The sequence below is a fragment of the Mesorhizobium sp. Pch-S genome (genome assembly GCF_004136315.1).
Classification (GTDB): domain Bacteria; phylum Pseudomonadota; class Alphaproteobacteria; order Rhizobiales; family Rhizobiaceae; genus Mesorhizobium.
In genome coordinates, this window is the sequence record NZ_CP029562.1 from 1883431 (window position 1) to 1896432 (window position 13002).

Below are 13002 nucleotides of genomic sequence, written 5' to 3' on the forward strand. Positions count from 1 at the left end.
TCAAGGATGGAGTCGGGCAGCGGATGCGATGTTTTTTTGATTCTTGCTAAAAACAGGAGAATTCCATAGGTATTGGCAATTGACGCGCTTCAAAACGTTTCGAAAATGACCGAGCCAAGCCTCAGAAAATCCCGAAAGAGCGGCGCACCCACCATGCTGCACGTCGCGGAAGCCGCGCGCGTTTCGGTGGCGACGGTTTCTGCTTACATCAACGGCACCACCACGGTCAGCCAGGAGCTTTCGGCTCGCATCGAACAGGCGATCCGCGAGATCGGCTACAAGCGCAATGCCATCGCCCGCAGCCTCAAGATCGGCACCACCCGCACGATCGGGCTGACGGTGCCGCACATCACCAACCCGTTCTTCACCGACGTCGTCTCCGTCATCCAGCAGGCCTTCGACCGCGCCGGCTATGCGGTGATGCTGTGCTGCACCGATGAGGACCTGAGCAATCAGGACGAACAGATCCGGCTGCTGCTCGACCGCATGGTCGACGGCCTGATCATCGCCCGCGTCGGTGACGGCGCCTATCTGAGGGAGACAGTCGAACGCGCCAACGTGCCGGTGGTGCTGCTCGACCGCGAAGTCGACGGGGTCGACAGCGATCGGGTCGTGCTCGACAACCATCAGGCCGTGTTCGAGGCGATCACCTACCTGCTCGATCTCGGCCACCGCCGCATCGGCTACATCACCGGCGCCTTCAACATCACGCCGATGCGCGACCGCATGACCGGCTATCACGAGGCGCTGCTTCATGGCGGGCTCGACTTCGACCAGAGCCTGGTGCGCTCCGGCGACCTGCATGAGGCCGACGGCTACACGGCCGCGATGCAACTGCTTTCCCTGCACGATCGCCCGACCGCGATCTTCTCCGCCAACAACCCGATGGTGGTCGGCGCCATGAAGGCGATCCGCGACCTCGGCCTGTCCTGCCCGGAGGACGTCTCCGTCATCTGCTTCGACGACTTCCCCTGGGCCGACGTCTTCAACCCGCAGCTGACCACCATCGCGCAGCCGGTGCAGGCGATCGGCGAGCAGACGGCGAGCTTGCTGCTCGACCGCCTCAACGGCAACCGCGAAGCTCCCTCGCGCCGTCTTGTGCTGAAAGGGCGGCTGATGGTGCGCAATTCCTGCCGGCCGCTGCAGGCGGGGGCCAACATAGCCGCTTCGGTGGCATGATCGGAGCGCCGCGCGTCCGTTTGGACGCGCAAAGGACGCTCTAACACTTTTATTTTGCGCATTTCCGTGAAGAACGGAAACGCTCTAGCCACCGGGTCCCGCGAACAGGATCAGGTTGCCATCGGGATCGAGCACGATGAAATCCCGTGCACCCCAGGGTTCTTTCTTCAAGTCCTGATGGAAACCCACCCCCGCCGACTGGAATTCCAGGAAGAGTTGCTTGATCTCTGCCGCCGTATCGACGGTGATCGAAGCCGACAAAAGATGCTCGCGCTGGCGGATGTCTCCGACGAAGACCGGCTCGCACACAAGCCGCAAACAGAGCTGCGCACGATCGCGTTTGACGGCGGCGTAAAATGGCGGGTCGCCATAGACGAAATCGACTTCAAAACCGAGCCTGGACGTGAAGAACTCGCATGATGCCTTCACATCCGCGACGTAAAGGAGGGCGGCCGTCCCGCTGAGGAACGGAGCCGCCATTGCCGGTTTGGGTTGAGTACTCATGGCTGGGATTCCTGCCTTGAGCGCCTGCCATCCATCGAAGCCCTGCTTGCGGGCCACAAGCTCCTGCGCATCGCTGAGCTTGAATTCTGCCTCCAGCACCTGAGCATCATCGATCAGATGCCGGAAACGAGGCAGCACAGCCCTGATCTCGGTCGCGACCGGATAGTACCGCTCGCGATGCCAGCGCAAATACTGCTTGGCTTGCTTCCTGAGGTTTTCGAGGTTCGGCATGGGCGCAGCTACGGTTCATGTATCGTAGGTGGGCATTGCCCTTTCAGCCTCAGCCGATGCGCCCTACAGCAACGGCTGCATGATGGCTGCGTGGCCGGTGGCTTGTCAACGGGACTAGCCCGCCGCGTGGAGATCGCGCGGGATCGCCTCACCCACGGCAAAGCCCGAGAAGGCCACGTCAAAGCCCGGCCCCTGCGGTGAGCAGGCCATGACGCCGATCCGGGCCTCAGTCGCCGGGAACGGACACAGCCGCGCCATCTGCCAGGCCATGTCGTCGACCGCATACTGGACGCGCACGGCGTCGTCGTGCCGGGTCAGGCGGATGCGGACCGGATCGGTCGACTTCGCAGCAGGCAGCGGAATGACGGACCAGTCCGAGACGCCGCGCGTGACGACGACGGAAAAGTGCATCATGCCGTCGGTGTATTCGATGCCTGCCTTGATCCAGTGTTCTTCGTCCAGCCGCAGGAAAAGGCCGGCCTGGTCATAGAGATCGGCATAGTCGCCGAGCACGGTCGCCTCAGCGGTGAAGTCGCCTGTCACCGGACAGATATAGGCATGGCCGCTGTCGCGGATGAAGCCGTAAAAAGTCTCGCGCCAGAAATCCGTATCCGGCTCCGTCCTGAGCTTCAGCGCAGCGGCATCGCCCGACCAGGACTTGGGCTCGTTGAGCCAGGAAAACTGCGCTGCCATGAGTGAAGACCGTTCGCTTGGATGAAGGCGCGCCGGATGTCACGGACCGTCCGGCCGGGAGCCGGTCGACGGGCCTCGATTAACTTCCGGCTGGTTTCTGGGTCTGGCAAGCCAGCGAAAGGAATTCGCACACCCTGTATTTCAGATTGGGCAATGCGTCCGGATCCTCGTTGAGGAAATTCAGCAAGGCCGACTGGAACAGACCATCGAGTGCTGCGTAGGCCACCGGCGGCGATATGCTGGGCTCCTTGCCGCTCAAGGCAAATGCCCGCGAGATCACACGCCAGACCATCTGCTCGAGACTTTTGTCGATCTCGTTCACATCCGCGCGAAATGCGTCTTCGTAGAGTGCCTGCGCCCGCAGGTCATACCACAGGCGGTGAAGCAGAGCCTCTTCGCGCAGGGTCTGGACGAGCCCCTCGGCGAACCGGCTTTCAAGCTCCTGATAGGAGGTCGCATCAAGCACGATCTGGTCGTAACGCTTGACGCATTTTGCCTTGTACTCGCGTACGCAATAGGCAATCAGGTCGACCTTGTCGCTGAAATAGTAGTGGATGGCACCGTGGGAAAAGCGCGACTTCTGCGCGATTTCGCGCAGGCTGGTGCGCGCATAACCCATCTCCGCCAGTGTCTGAAGGGCCGCCTCGACCAATTCGGCCCGACGCTCCAGATACTTATCCACCGGAGGTCGCCGCTCGGCACGCTGTCGCGGGGCAGTTTGCATCAAAGGCCTTCATATCCAACTCTCTCGCGGCAATATGGTTTATTGCTTAAGTAAGTTCAACGTGTTCGGCCGCTTTGCGACCGTGACATGTTGGCGTTTCCCGGATCAGAACATGTAGCCGCCGCTGCAGACGAGCACCTGGCCGCTGACGTAGTTCGATTCCGGAATGCAGAACAGGTAGACCGCTCCCGCCGCTTCTTCCGGCGTGCCGGCGCGGCCGAGCGGGATGCCGGCTTCCATCGCCTTCATCACATCGGGATTGACCCCCACCTTGATGTCCTTGCCTTCGATCTTGATCGCGCCGGCGCCGCCGGCGACTTCGGTCAGGCGGGTCCTGATCAGACCGAAGGCGACGGAATTCACGTCGACCTTGTAGCGCCCCCACTCCTTCGCCATGACCTTGGTCATGCCGTTGACGCCGGCCTTGGCTGCGCCATAGCCCAGTTGGCCGGCATTGCCGCCGACGCCGGCAAGCGAGGAGATGTTGACGACCTTGCGGAAAACCTCGCGGCCCTCCTCGGCTTCCTTCCTGGCCGCCAGCCGGATGAAATCCGACGCCGCACGCAGCACGCGAAACGGCGCGGTCATGTGAACGTCGATCATGGCGTACCATTGTTCGTCGGTCATCTTGCCGACCGTGTTGTCCCATGTGTAGCCGGCATTGTTGACGATGATGTCGATGCCGCCTAGTGCGTCGAGAGCCGTCTTCACCAGGCGATCGCCGAAGTCGGACTCCGTCACCGAGCCGACGCAGGCAACCGCTCCGGTGCCCAGCAGCTTCACCGCCTCGACCGTTTCCTCGGCCAGGGAAGCATCGAGATCGTTGATGACGATGCTGGCGCCCTCATTTGCCAGCTTCAAGGCGATCTCGCGGCCGATCCCGCGGCCGGAACCTGTAATCAGCGCGACCTTGCCATCAAGCTTTCCCATTGTTGTCCCTCCCATTGGTGTCCAGGAATTCGCGAACCGCTTTGGCGGCCTCCTCCGCGCTCGAGATCAGAAACAGATGACCATCGTTGAGAACACGCAGGCGGCTGTCGCGGATCAGCATCGAGAGGACGCGTGCATTGGCGAGCGGAACGACCGGATCGTCGTCACCGGCCAACACCAGCGTCGGCTGCGCGAGCAGCGGAAGCCAGGGCATGCTGGTCCAGCCCAGCAGCGCCAGCTGCTGGTAGAGATAGCCGCGGCGGCTCGTCGTTCGAAACTCCTCGACCAGCAGCTGTTCGGTGCGCGCCTTGCCTCCATAGATCTCGCCGGCGATCTGCTTGCGGTAGCCGGCGTCATTGAACCGCCTCGGGGTCATGAATTTCGACAGCACCGACAGCCTTGGCGGAACCATCAGCATGCCCTGTGAGGTTGCCGCGAGAACCAGCTTGCGGCAGCGGCGCGGATTCTGCAGCGCGAACTGCTGCGCCAGGGCACCGCCCCAGGAAACACCCAGCACATCCACCCGGCCATAACCCAGCTGGTCGAGGACACCCGATGCCAGCATGGACAGCATCCACAGGCGGTAAGGCAGGATCGTCGCTTCGGACTTTCCCGAACCCGGCACGTCGAAGGCGATGATCTCGCGGTCGACGAGCGCATCAGCGAAAGGCATCAGCATCTCCAGGCTGGCGCCAATGCCGTTCAGCAGCAGCAGCGGGGTCCTGGCCTTGCCAGGACACGGCCAGACGGCGACACGGATGCTCTTGCCGAAAACCCTGAGCTGGCGCGACGACATCTCGCGCCTGCCGGTGCCGGCAACCGGGCGGTCAGAGGCTGTCTCATTCCTGCGCCGCAAGGTCTCATCCACGCTCATGAACATAGGTCCCGGGTGCGGCACATAGTGGGGGGAATTCGGCGTTGCCTTCCGCTCGTGGCGCGCCAACCATCTTGCCGGCGCGGGCGGAGGTCCATGCAACGCCATGATCCCACCAGCTGCCGGCGTGTTTTTCCGCGGTCGTCAGCCACTCTTCCGCCGACTCCGGTTTGTTCTCGTTGGTGAAGAAGCTGGCCCTCGGGTTTCCCGGCGGCGAGACGATGGTCTGGATATGGCCGCTGTTGCCGAGCACGAACTGGCTGCGCTCCCCCAGGAGCCGGGCGCTGCGATAGACACTCTGCCAGACGCAGAGATGGTCGTTGGCGGCGCCCAGGACATAGCTGTCGATGTCGAGCTGCGACACCGGCGCGATCGCGGTGCCGCGCACTTCCATCGCGCCGTCCTCAAGGAACGGATTCGCGTCCACGAAGGCCGAAAAATCATGGTTGAACTGCGCGGTCATGCCAGTCCCGTCGCCGTTCCAGTAAAGCACGTCGAAAGCAGCAGGCGTGGTGCCCATCAGATAGTTGGAGACCCAGTAATTCCAGATCAGGTCGTTGGGCCGCAGCATGGCAAACAGCAGCGTGAACTCGTTGGCGCTGATCCGCTTGTTGCGACTCACCTTGCGCACCACCTTGCGGGCCATCTCGTTGCGCGGCTCGGCAAAGGCACTGAGCGACGGTGCCTGCGCCATCGCCTTGGTGTCGAGCGGCGAGACGACCAGCAGCAGGCTGTTGATCCTGCGGGTCTTCCTGGCGGCATAATAACCGGCAAGCGAGACGGCGACGGGGCCGGCACCGCACACCGCCCACAGATTGACATCGTTCGAACCGGTGATGGCGGACGCGGTGCCGATGGCGGTGTCGATCGCGTCCTGATACTCGCCCATGCCCCAGCGATCATGCCGCTTCTGCGGATTGCGCCAGGCCAGCATGAAAACGGTGTGGCCGCTCCGGATGTAGTGCTCGATGATCGAGCGACCCGGCGCGATATCGAAGATGTAGAACTTGTTGACGATGGAAGGCACGATGACGATCGGGCGCTCATGCACCTTTTCGGTCTGCGCCCGATACTGGATCAGTTCGAACATCTCCGTGCGCAGCACGACCGAGCCCGGCGACACAGCCAGGTTTTCGCCGACCCTGAACGCGCTGTCATCGACCTGCGATGGAATCGGGCGCAGCTTTGCGATGTCCCCGGCCAGGTTCCTTGCCCCACGCACCAGGCTGGCACCACCGGATTCGACGGCCGCACGCAACGCTGCCGGATTGCCGAACAGGCTGTTGGTCGGAGCACCGGCCTCGACGAGCTGGTCGAGCAGGAAACGCTCCTTTTCGTTCAGCGCGACGTCCGCGAAACCCTTCAGCGCGGAGCGCCAGGCGAGATAGCCCTGAAGCAGTCCGGCATAGAACAGGTTCTCGGTGTAGGCCTTGTCGCTGAACCTGCGGTCACCCTGCTCGGGTTCCCGTTTCTCCGCGGTTCCGGTGGCGATCCTGGCGATATCGGTCCAGAAATCCAGCGTCGCCCTGCCAAGTGCCATCGGCTGGCGCGCCGCCCGGAAGACCATGTCGATCGCGGTGCCATACAGGTCGGACGGCAGGAAATCGCCGGTCACATTCTGGCCGAGCGCACTGTCGATCGTTCGCCTGACCTGCTCGCTGGCCGTCCCGCTGTCGTTGGCCGGCCCGGCCTGTGCCCGCTTGCCGGGGCTCATGCGGATGCCTCCGCCCGCCATTGATAGTCGGTGGACGACCTTGCGAACTCGACGAAATAGGCAAGCGCGTCCGGGTTCGCCATCGCATCGCGGCTCGCCGCCTTGCCGGGTTCCCAGCCCATCAGGATCTTGCGGATCGGCACTTCCATCTTCTTGCCGGTCAGCGTGTAGGGTACGGCGTCGATCGCGTAGATCCTGTCCGGCACGTGCCGTGGGCTGTAGTCCTGCCTGAGCCGCTTGTTGATGCCGGCGCGGATCTCGTCGGACATCTCGAAGCCAGGTTTGAGTTTGACGAAGAGCGGCATGAAGAAATTGCCGCCGGGCAGTTCGCAGCACACGATCAGGCTGTCGGCCACCTCCGGCTGCTGTTCGACGGAGCGATAGATCTCGGCCGTGCCGATGCGGACGCCGTAGCGGTTCAGCGTCGAGTCCGAACGGCCATAGATGTAGCAGCCGCCGCGCTGGTTGATCTTCAGGAAGTCGCCGTGACGCCAGACCCCGGCAAACACGTCGAAGTAGGATTCGTGGTAGCGCTTGCCGTCGGCATCGTTCCAGAATTTCACCGGCATCGACGGAAAAGGACTGGTGACGACCAGCTCACCCACCTCGTCCACCAGCTCCCTGCCGTCATCGCCCCAGGAGCGCACATCCATGCCCAGCATGCGGGTCTGGATTTCACCGGCATGGACAGGCAGGCTCGGTGCCGCCCCGACGAAGCCCGAGCAGATCTCGGTGCCACCGGACTGCGACGTAACCCAGAGATCCTCCTTCACGCCCTTGTAGAACCAGGCGAAGGTTTCCGGCGTCGAAGGAGCGCCCGCCGCCATTACGCATTCCAGCGCCGACAGGTCGAATTTCCTGCCCGGTTCCAGCCCGGCCTTTTCCATGATCTGCACGAAGGTCGGGCTGGCGCCGAACATCGTCGCCCCGGTATCGGCGGCAAGCTTCCACAGGAAATCCGTTTCGGGGTGAGCGGGATTGCCGTCATAAAGCGTGGCGGACGAGCCGGTCAGGAGCGCGGCCACCAGAAGGTTGAACATCATCCAGCCCGTCGTCGAATAGAAGAACATGTTCGATCCGGGCTTGAGATCGAGCTGGAAGTGCATGAGTTTCAGGTGCTCGACCAGCACACCGACATGGCTGTGCACGATCGCCTTCGGCAGGCCCGTCGTCCCCGACGAGAACAGGATCCAGATCGGATGGTCGTGGCCCACGCGCTCGAATTCGAAATCGGCGCGCGACGGCGCCTGGATATCCATCAGCGCCTGCCAGTCGGTGACATTGTCGACGCCCTCAAGCCGGGCATCGCGATCGAGATAGGGCAGCCAGATCACGTGCTCCAGCGTCGGCAGCGCATCGGTGATCGACTTGACGTCGCCGCGCCGATCGAAGTCCTTGCCGCCAAAACGGTAACCGTCCGCAGCGAAGATCAGCTTCGGCTCGATCTGCGCGAAACGCTCGATCACGGTCTTCACGCCGAATTCCGGTGCCGCGCTCGACCAGATCGCGCCGATGGCGATGACCGCGATCATCGCTACCGCCGTCTCGGGCAGGTTCGGCATATAGGAAACCACGCGGTCCCCAGGCTTCACACCCAGCCTGCGCAGCTGCGTCGCCAGCTTGCGCACGTCATTGCCGAGCTCGGTCCATCCCATCCGCCCAAGCGGCCGGGTCTCCGAGAGGTGATGGAAGGCAACGTCGCCCGGCCGCGCCTTCGTCTCGTAGCGCAGGAGATGTTCGGCATAATTGACCGTCGATCCCTCGAACCATTTCGCGCCCGGCATCCTTCGACTGTCCAGCACCTGCGCGTAAGGCGTGCCCGACTGGACGTCGAAATAGTCCCAGATGCTTGCCCAGAATGCTTCGATCTCGGTGACCGACCATTGCCGCAGCGGTTCGTATTCGGTGAAATCGAGACCGCGCTCCGTCTTCAGCCACTGCATGTACGCATGCAGGTTGGAGCGTTCGACGAACGCCTGCTTCGGCGTCCACAACAATTCGCCTTCACTGACCATTTCCACCTCCCACGGATTCCGATGTTGCTGGCACCGCGTTCATGGCGACCTCAGGCAATCATTCCGCCGTCCACCACCAGGTCACTGCCCGTGATGTAGCTGGCTTCACTGGAGGCGAGGAAAAGGACACAGTTGGCTATCTCGCCGGGTTCAGCGAAACGACCCATCGGGATGCGGGCCAGCGAGCGTCCGGCGAAGGCCTCCGCCTCCGCTGGATCGAGTGCGGCGAGCGCATCAGCCACCATCTGCGTGCCGGCGAAACCGGGGCTCACCGTGTTGACGCGGATGCCATAGCCGCTCCGCGCGCAGTGGATCGCGGCCGAGCGGGTGAACATGCGGACCGCGCCCTTGCTCGCATTGTATGCCGGCAAACCGGGATCGCCGACCATGCCCTCCACCGAAGCGATGTGGACGATCGATCCTCCCCTGCCTTTCATCCGGGCGATCGCAGCCTTGGTGCCAAGGTAGATGCCGTTGAGGTTGATGTTGATGGTGCGATTCCACTCGGCGTCCGAGATATCCTCGACGCTCGCGATCGAGCCGACACCGGCGCTCGAGACGAGAACGTCGAGGGGACCGAACGCCTTTTCCGTTGCATCCAGCGCGGCATCCCAGGCCCTGGCATCCGTCACGTCCAGTCTGTGAAAGGCGGCTTTGTCGCCGAGCGTGCCGGCGGAGGCTTCGCCGCCGGCCACATCGATGTCGGCGATCATCACCTTGGCACCTTCGCGCACCAGCGCCTCCGCCGAGGCCAGACCGAGGCCCTTGGCTCCGCCGGTCACGATCGCCACCTTGTCCTGAACGCGTCCCATGTCTCCTCCCTTTGGATGTCTTGCCGTCGTTTCCGTCTCAGCTCACCTTCTCGAACAGCGTGACCACGCAGGCGCCGCCCAGGCCCAGATTGTGCTGCAGGGCCAGACGCGCGCCCTCCACCTGACGCGCACCGGCGATGCCGCGCAGTTGCGCGGTCAGTTCGGCGCATTGCGCCAGTCCGGTGGCACCCAGGGGATGCCCCTTGGACAGGAGACCGCCGGACGGGTTGACGACGACGGCGCCGCCATAGGTGTTGTCGTTGTCGCTGACGAGCCTTTCGGCCTCGCCAGGACCACACAGGCCGAGCGCCTCGTAGGTGATCAGTTCGTTGTGGGCAAAGCAGTCGTGCAGTTCGATGACGTCGACGTCGCGTGGATCGATGCCCGCCTGGTCGTAGACCTGCCGCGCCGCCATCCGCGCCATTCCCGCTCCGACCACGTCACGCATGTCGCGCGTCGCCGGATCGATTGCCGGATCCGTCGTCATGACCTGAGCCGAGATCACCACGCTCATGTCGAGCCCGTGCCTGCGGGCGAATGCGGGCGAGCACAGGAGGCTCGCCGCAGCACCGCATGTCGGCGGGCAGGCCATGAGACGGGTCATCACCCCGTCCCACAACATGGGCGAAGCCATGACGTCTTCCACGCTCAGGGGCCTGCGGAAAATCGCCATCGGATTGTGTTCGGCGTGACGGCTGGCCTTGGCCCTGATGCTGGCAAAGGTTTCCAGTCTGGTTCCGTACTGCCGCATATGCGCCAGACCAGCGCCGCCGAAATAGCGGATCGCTATCGGAAGTTCCGCGTGGCCAGCCAGCCTGTCGGCCTCCTCGTCGAACAGATCGAACGGGCTTTCGCGGTCGGTGAAGACATTGCCGATGGCGCCCGGACGCATCTGCTCGAAACCAACCGCCAACGCGCACTCGACCGCGCCGCTCGCCACGGCCTGCCGTGCCAGGAAGAGAGCCGTCGAGCCCGTCGCGCAATTGTTGTTCACGTTGAAGATGGGGATTGCCGTCATGCCTGCCTGGTAGACGACGCGCTGCCCCGCGCAGCTGTCGCCATAGACGTAACCGGCATAGGCCTGCTGGACGACATCGTAGGACAGGCCCGCATCCTGCAGGCACAGGGCAATTGCCTCTGCGCCCATGCGCACATAGCTGTCGCCGGCATCCGGCTTCCTGAAGGGGATTGCTCCAACCCCCGCAACGACGACCTGCATGGACACGGCATCTCCCTGACGCTTGGCGAACAGCCGAGCGCTCCTCCAATCGGCCGGCTCTTTCTGGAAACAAGGGGCTGACGACGTATCGCCGTCAGCCAGGGTCACGGTCTCTTGCGCTACCGGTTGACCGTCACGATCGGCTCGCCGACGAAGCCGAAGCTCTGCAGCACACCGAGCAGTTCGCGGTGACCGAAAGCCTGGCCGGCCGATGCGAAGCCGGCACGCTTTGGTGGCTGCTGGATCAGTGAATATGCAGCGTAGGCCTGCAGAAGACCGGTCTGTTTGTAGTTGCTGTTGCCGTGGATCACGACATGCACGCGGGTCAGCGGACCGGAGGCGTGAACCGAGTCGATCGAGCGGTTGATGCGCGGATTTTCGCGCGGCGGCATGTTCGACTGGATCGACGAGGCGATCTTCTGCAGTTCCTCGATCTGCTTGTCCATCGGCAACGGCTTGATGTTGTCTTCGTACATCTTCACCGTGGCGATGACGCCTTCCATGACCGGACGCGCAAACACGCCGGCGGCCACCTTCACATTGGCGACGCGCGGATCATCCTTGAACCAGATCGGGTGACTGGTGCCGCCCCACGGCAGGGCCAGGCCCATCTCGTGCTGGCCCGGAACGACGACGTCGAACTTGGTGCTGGTCGGCCATTCCTTGTATTCATTCTGCTCGAGATAGTACCATTTCGCCTTCAGGATCGTGAAAATGGTCTGCGTCGAGGCCGTGGTCGGGAAGCCGCCCCACAGCGTCAGGATGTCGAGCGTATCGAGGCCCGGTGTCTCAAGCGCGATCTGTGCCGCGATCTCGCCGATGGTGTACATGTGCGCGACCCCCGGAGAAAGCAGCAGGCCCTTCCTGGCGAAGTCGGCGCCCCATTTTTCCTTGCACTCCAGGACCCAGTCCTGCTCCCCGGTGGTATCGAGATAATGACAGCCGGCTTCCAGGCAGGCTTCGACCACGTCGCCACCATAGGAGATGAATGGGCCGACGGTGTTGCAGACCACGGAAGCGCCCTTGAACAGCTTCACCAGGGACGCCTTGTCATGCTTGACGGTGGTGACGTCGAACCGCGCGGTCTCGGTGCCGGGCAGTTTGTCCATGACATCCTTGACGAGCTTTTCGTTGCGTCCGACCGCCGTGAAAGGCACGTTCAGTTCACGCAGGTATTCGCAGATGAGGCGGCCCGTGTACCCGGACGCGCCGTAGACGATGACAGGTTTCTTGTCGCTCATGGAACTACTCTGAAAATCGGGTGAATTATCTCGGGTTCAGACAGGCGCGAGCCCTAGGTTCCCATGCCGCCATCGACCGGCAGTCCGATGCCGGTGATGAACCGCGCGGCATCGGAGCAGAGGAACACGACCGCATCGGCGACTTCCGGCTGCTCGGCCAGCCGCCCGAGCGGCGTCTGTTCGACGACGCCGCCGACCGCTGTCGGGACGTCCGGCGCCAGGCCGAGCGCGACGATGTCGTTGGCCAGGGCGACGCCCATCGAATTGGCGATCAGCCCCGGGTAGACGCAATTGACACGCACGCCATAGCCGAGCTTGCCGGCTTCGACCGCTGCGACGCGGGTCATGCGATCGACCGCGGACTTGCTGCCCGAATAGGCGGCGATGGCCGGAAACGCGATCGTCGCTGCGACCGAAGCAATGTTTACGACCGAGCCGCCATTGCCTGCGGGGCCGCCCGGCCGCATGGCACGAAAGGCATGCTTCATGCCCAGTGCCGTGCCAACGCAATTGATGTTGAACATCCGCAACATGGAGTCGGCATCGATATCGGCCACGAGCGCGGTGACTTCGATGCCCGCATTGTTGACGACGATGTCGAGGCCGCCGATCTGCCTGATGATTTCCGGAATGGCGGCTTCCCAGTCCTTGTCCTTGGTCACATCCAGATGGACGAAGCCGGTCCTGCCTCCCTTGGCCGCCAATTCCTTGGCGGTCGCCCGGCCGACGTCATCCTGGATATCGCCGATCACGACATCGGCACCGGCCGCCGCCAAAGCCGCGGCTATCGCTGCACCGATCGACTGAGCCCCACCGGTAACGAGCGCCTTCCTCCCTTTGAGATCCCCCATGTCAGCACCCGCTCA

At 63.3% G+C, this 13002-nt stretch carries 12 protein-coding genes; 1 reads left to right on the forward strand and 11 read right to left on the reverse strand.

Annotated elements, in window-relative coordinates; genetic code table 11:
* The first annotated feature begins 153 nt into the window (after positions 1 to 153).
* On the forward strand, positions 154 to 1179 hold the full coding sequence (locus tag C1M53_RS08680; RefSeq protein ID WP_129411880.1) for a LacI family DNA-binding transcriptional regulator: 1026 nt from the start codon (positions 154 to 156) through the stop codon (positions 1177 to 1179).
* Between the two features lie 84 nt (positions 1180 to 1263).
* Here the strand turns inward: C1M53_RS08680 and C1M53_RS08685 are convergent, their stop codons facing one another.
* From C1M53_RS08685 to C1M53_RS08735, 11 genes are all read right to left on the reverse strand, one after another.
* Positions 1264 to 1914, reverse strand: coding sequence for a VOC family protein (locus tag C1M53_RS08685; RefSeq protein WP_129411881.1), 651 nt, complete (start codon positions 1912 to 1914; stop codon positions 1264 to 1266).
* 114 nt (positions 1915 to 2028) lie between these two features.
* A complete protein-coding gene (locus tag C1M53_RS08690) occupies positions 2029 to 2607 on the reverse strand; it encodes a DUF1349 domain-containing protein (RefSeq protein WP_129411882.1) in 579 nt (192 codons plus the stop codon).
* Between the two features lie 79 nt (positions 2608 to 2686).
* A complete protein-coding gene (locus C1M53_RS08695) occupies positions 2687 to 3289 on the reverse strand; it encodes a TetR/AcrR family transcriptional regulator (RefSeq protein WP_245488488.1) in 603 nt (200 codons plus the stop codon).
* A 147-nt stretch (positions 3290 to 3436) separates the two neighbouring features.
* Positions 3437 to 4261 (reverse strand): SDR family oxidoreductase, encoded by an 825-nt coding sequence (locus tag C1M53_RS08700; protein ID WP_207213081.1) that lies wholly within the window; start codon positions 4259 to 4261, stop codon positions 3437 to 3439.
* Positions 4248 to 5135, reverse strand: coding sequence for a poly(3-hydroxyalkanoate) depolymerase (phaZ, locus tag C1M53_RS08705; protein ID WP_245488489.1), 888 nt, complete (start codon positions 5133 to 5135; stop codon positions 4248 to 4250). The genes C1M53_RS08700 and phaZ overlap by 14 nt, the downstream gene beginning before the upstream one ends.
* Positions 5122 to 6849, reverse strand: coding sequence for an alpha/beta fold hydrolase (locus tag C1M53_RS08710; RefSeq protein ID WP_165358097.1), 1728 nt, complete (start codon positions 6847 to 6849; stop codon positions 5122 to 5124). Before C1M53_RS08710 ends, phaZ begins: the two co-directional genes overlap by 14 nt.
* Positions 6846 to 8864 carry an acetoacetate--CoA ligase gene (locus C1M53_RS08715; RefSeq protein ID WP_129411886.1) on the reverse strand — a complete coding sequence of 673 codons (2019 nt, stop codon included), beginning with the start codon at positions 8862 to 8864 and terminating at the stop codon, positions 6846 to 6848. Before C1M53_RS08715 ends, C1M53_RS08710 begins: the two co-directional genes overlap by 4 nt.
* A gap of 50 nt (positions 8865 to 8914) precedes the next feature.
* The gene (locus tag C1M53_RS08720; RefSeq protein WP_129411887.1) at positions 8915 to 9676 is read right to left on the reverse strand and encodes a glucose 1-dehydrogenase; all 762 of its coding nucleotides are present in this window, start codon (positions 9674 to 9676) and stop codon (positions 8915 to 8917) included.
* A 37-nt stretch (positions 9677 to 9713) separates the two neighbouring features.
* Positions 9714 to 10901, reverse strand: coding sequence for a lipid-transfer protein (locus C1M53_RS08725; protein ID WP_129411888.1), 1188 nt, complete (start codon positions 10899 to 10901; stop codon positions 9714 to 9716).
* Between the two features lie 113 nt (positions 10902 to 11014).
* Complete coding sequence (locus tag C1M53_RS08730) at positions 11015 to 12136, reverse strand: DUF5938 domain-containing protein (protein WP_129411889.1); 1122 nt, start codon at positions 12134 to 12136, stop codon at positions 11015 to 11017.
* A 53-nt stretch (positions 12137 to 12189) separates the two neighbouring features.
* On the reverse strand, positions 12190 to 12987 hold the full coding sequence (locus C1M53_RS08735) for an SDR family oxidoreductase (RefSeq protein ID WP_129411890.1): 798 nt from the start codon (positions 12985 to 12987) through the stop codon (positions 12190 to 12192).
* Positions 12988 to 13002: the final 15 nt, after the last annotated feature.

What these genes read in the sequence shown, in the direction of transcription:
- C1M53_RS08730 (WP_129411889.1), bottom strand. Translation starts at nt 12,136, where the DNA reads ATGAGCGACAAGAAACCTGTCATCGTCTACGGCGCGTCCGGGTACACG.
- C1M53_RS08685 (WP_129411881.1), bottom strand. Translation starts at nt 1,914, where the DNA reads ATGCCGAACCTCGAAAACCTCAGGAAGCAAGCCAAGCAGTATTTGCGC.
- C1M53_RS08715 (WP_129411886.1), bottom strand. Translation starts at nt 8,864, where the DNA reads ATGGTCAGTGAAGGCGAATTGTTGTGGACGCCGAAGCAGGCGTTCGTC.
- C1M53_RS08710 (WP_165358097.1), bottom strand. Translation starts at nt 6,849, where the DNA reads ATGAGCCCCGGCAAGCGGGCACAGGCCGGGCCGGCCAACGACAGCGGG.
- C1M53_RS08680 (WP_129411880.1), top strand. Translation starts at nt 154, where the DNA reads ATGCTGCACGTCGCGGAAGCCGCGCGCGTTTCGGTGGCGACGGTTTCT.
- C1M53_RS08690 (WP_129411882.1), bottom strand. Translation starts at nt 2,607, where the DNA reads ATGGCAGCGCAGTTTTCCTGGCTCAACGAGCCCAAGTCCTGGTCGGGC.
- C1M53_RS08735 (WP_129411890.1), bottom strand. Translation starts at nt 12,987, where the DNA reads ATGGGGGATCTCAAAGGGAGGAAGGCGCTCGTTACCGGTGGGGCTCAG.
- C1M53_RS08720 (WP_129411887.1), bottom strand. Translation starts at nt 9,676, where the DNA reads ATGGGACGCGTTCAGGACAAGGTGGCGATCGTGACCGGCGGAGCCAAG.
- phaZ (WP_245488489.1), bottom strand. Translation starts at nt 5,135, where the DNA reads ATGAGCGTGGATGAGACCTTGCGGCGCAGGAATGAGACAGCCTCTGAC.
- C1M53_RS08700 (WP_207213081.1), bottom strand. Translation starts at nt 4,261, where the DNA reads ATGGGAAAGCTTGATGGCAAGGTCGCGCTGATTACAGGTTCCGGCCGC.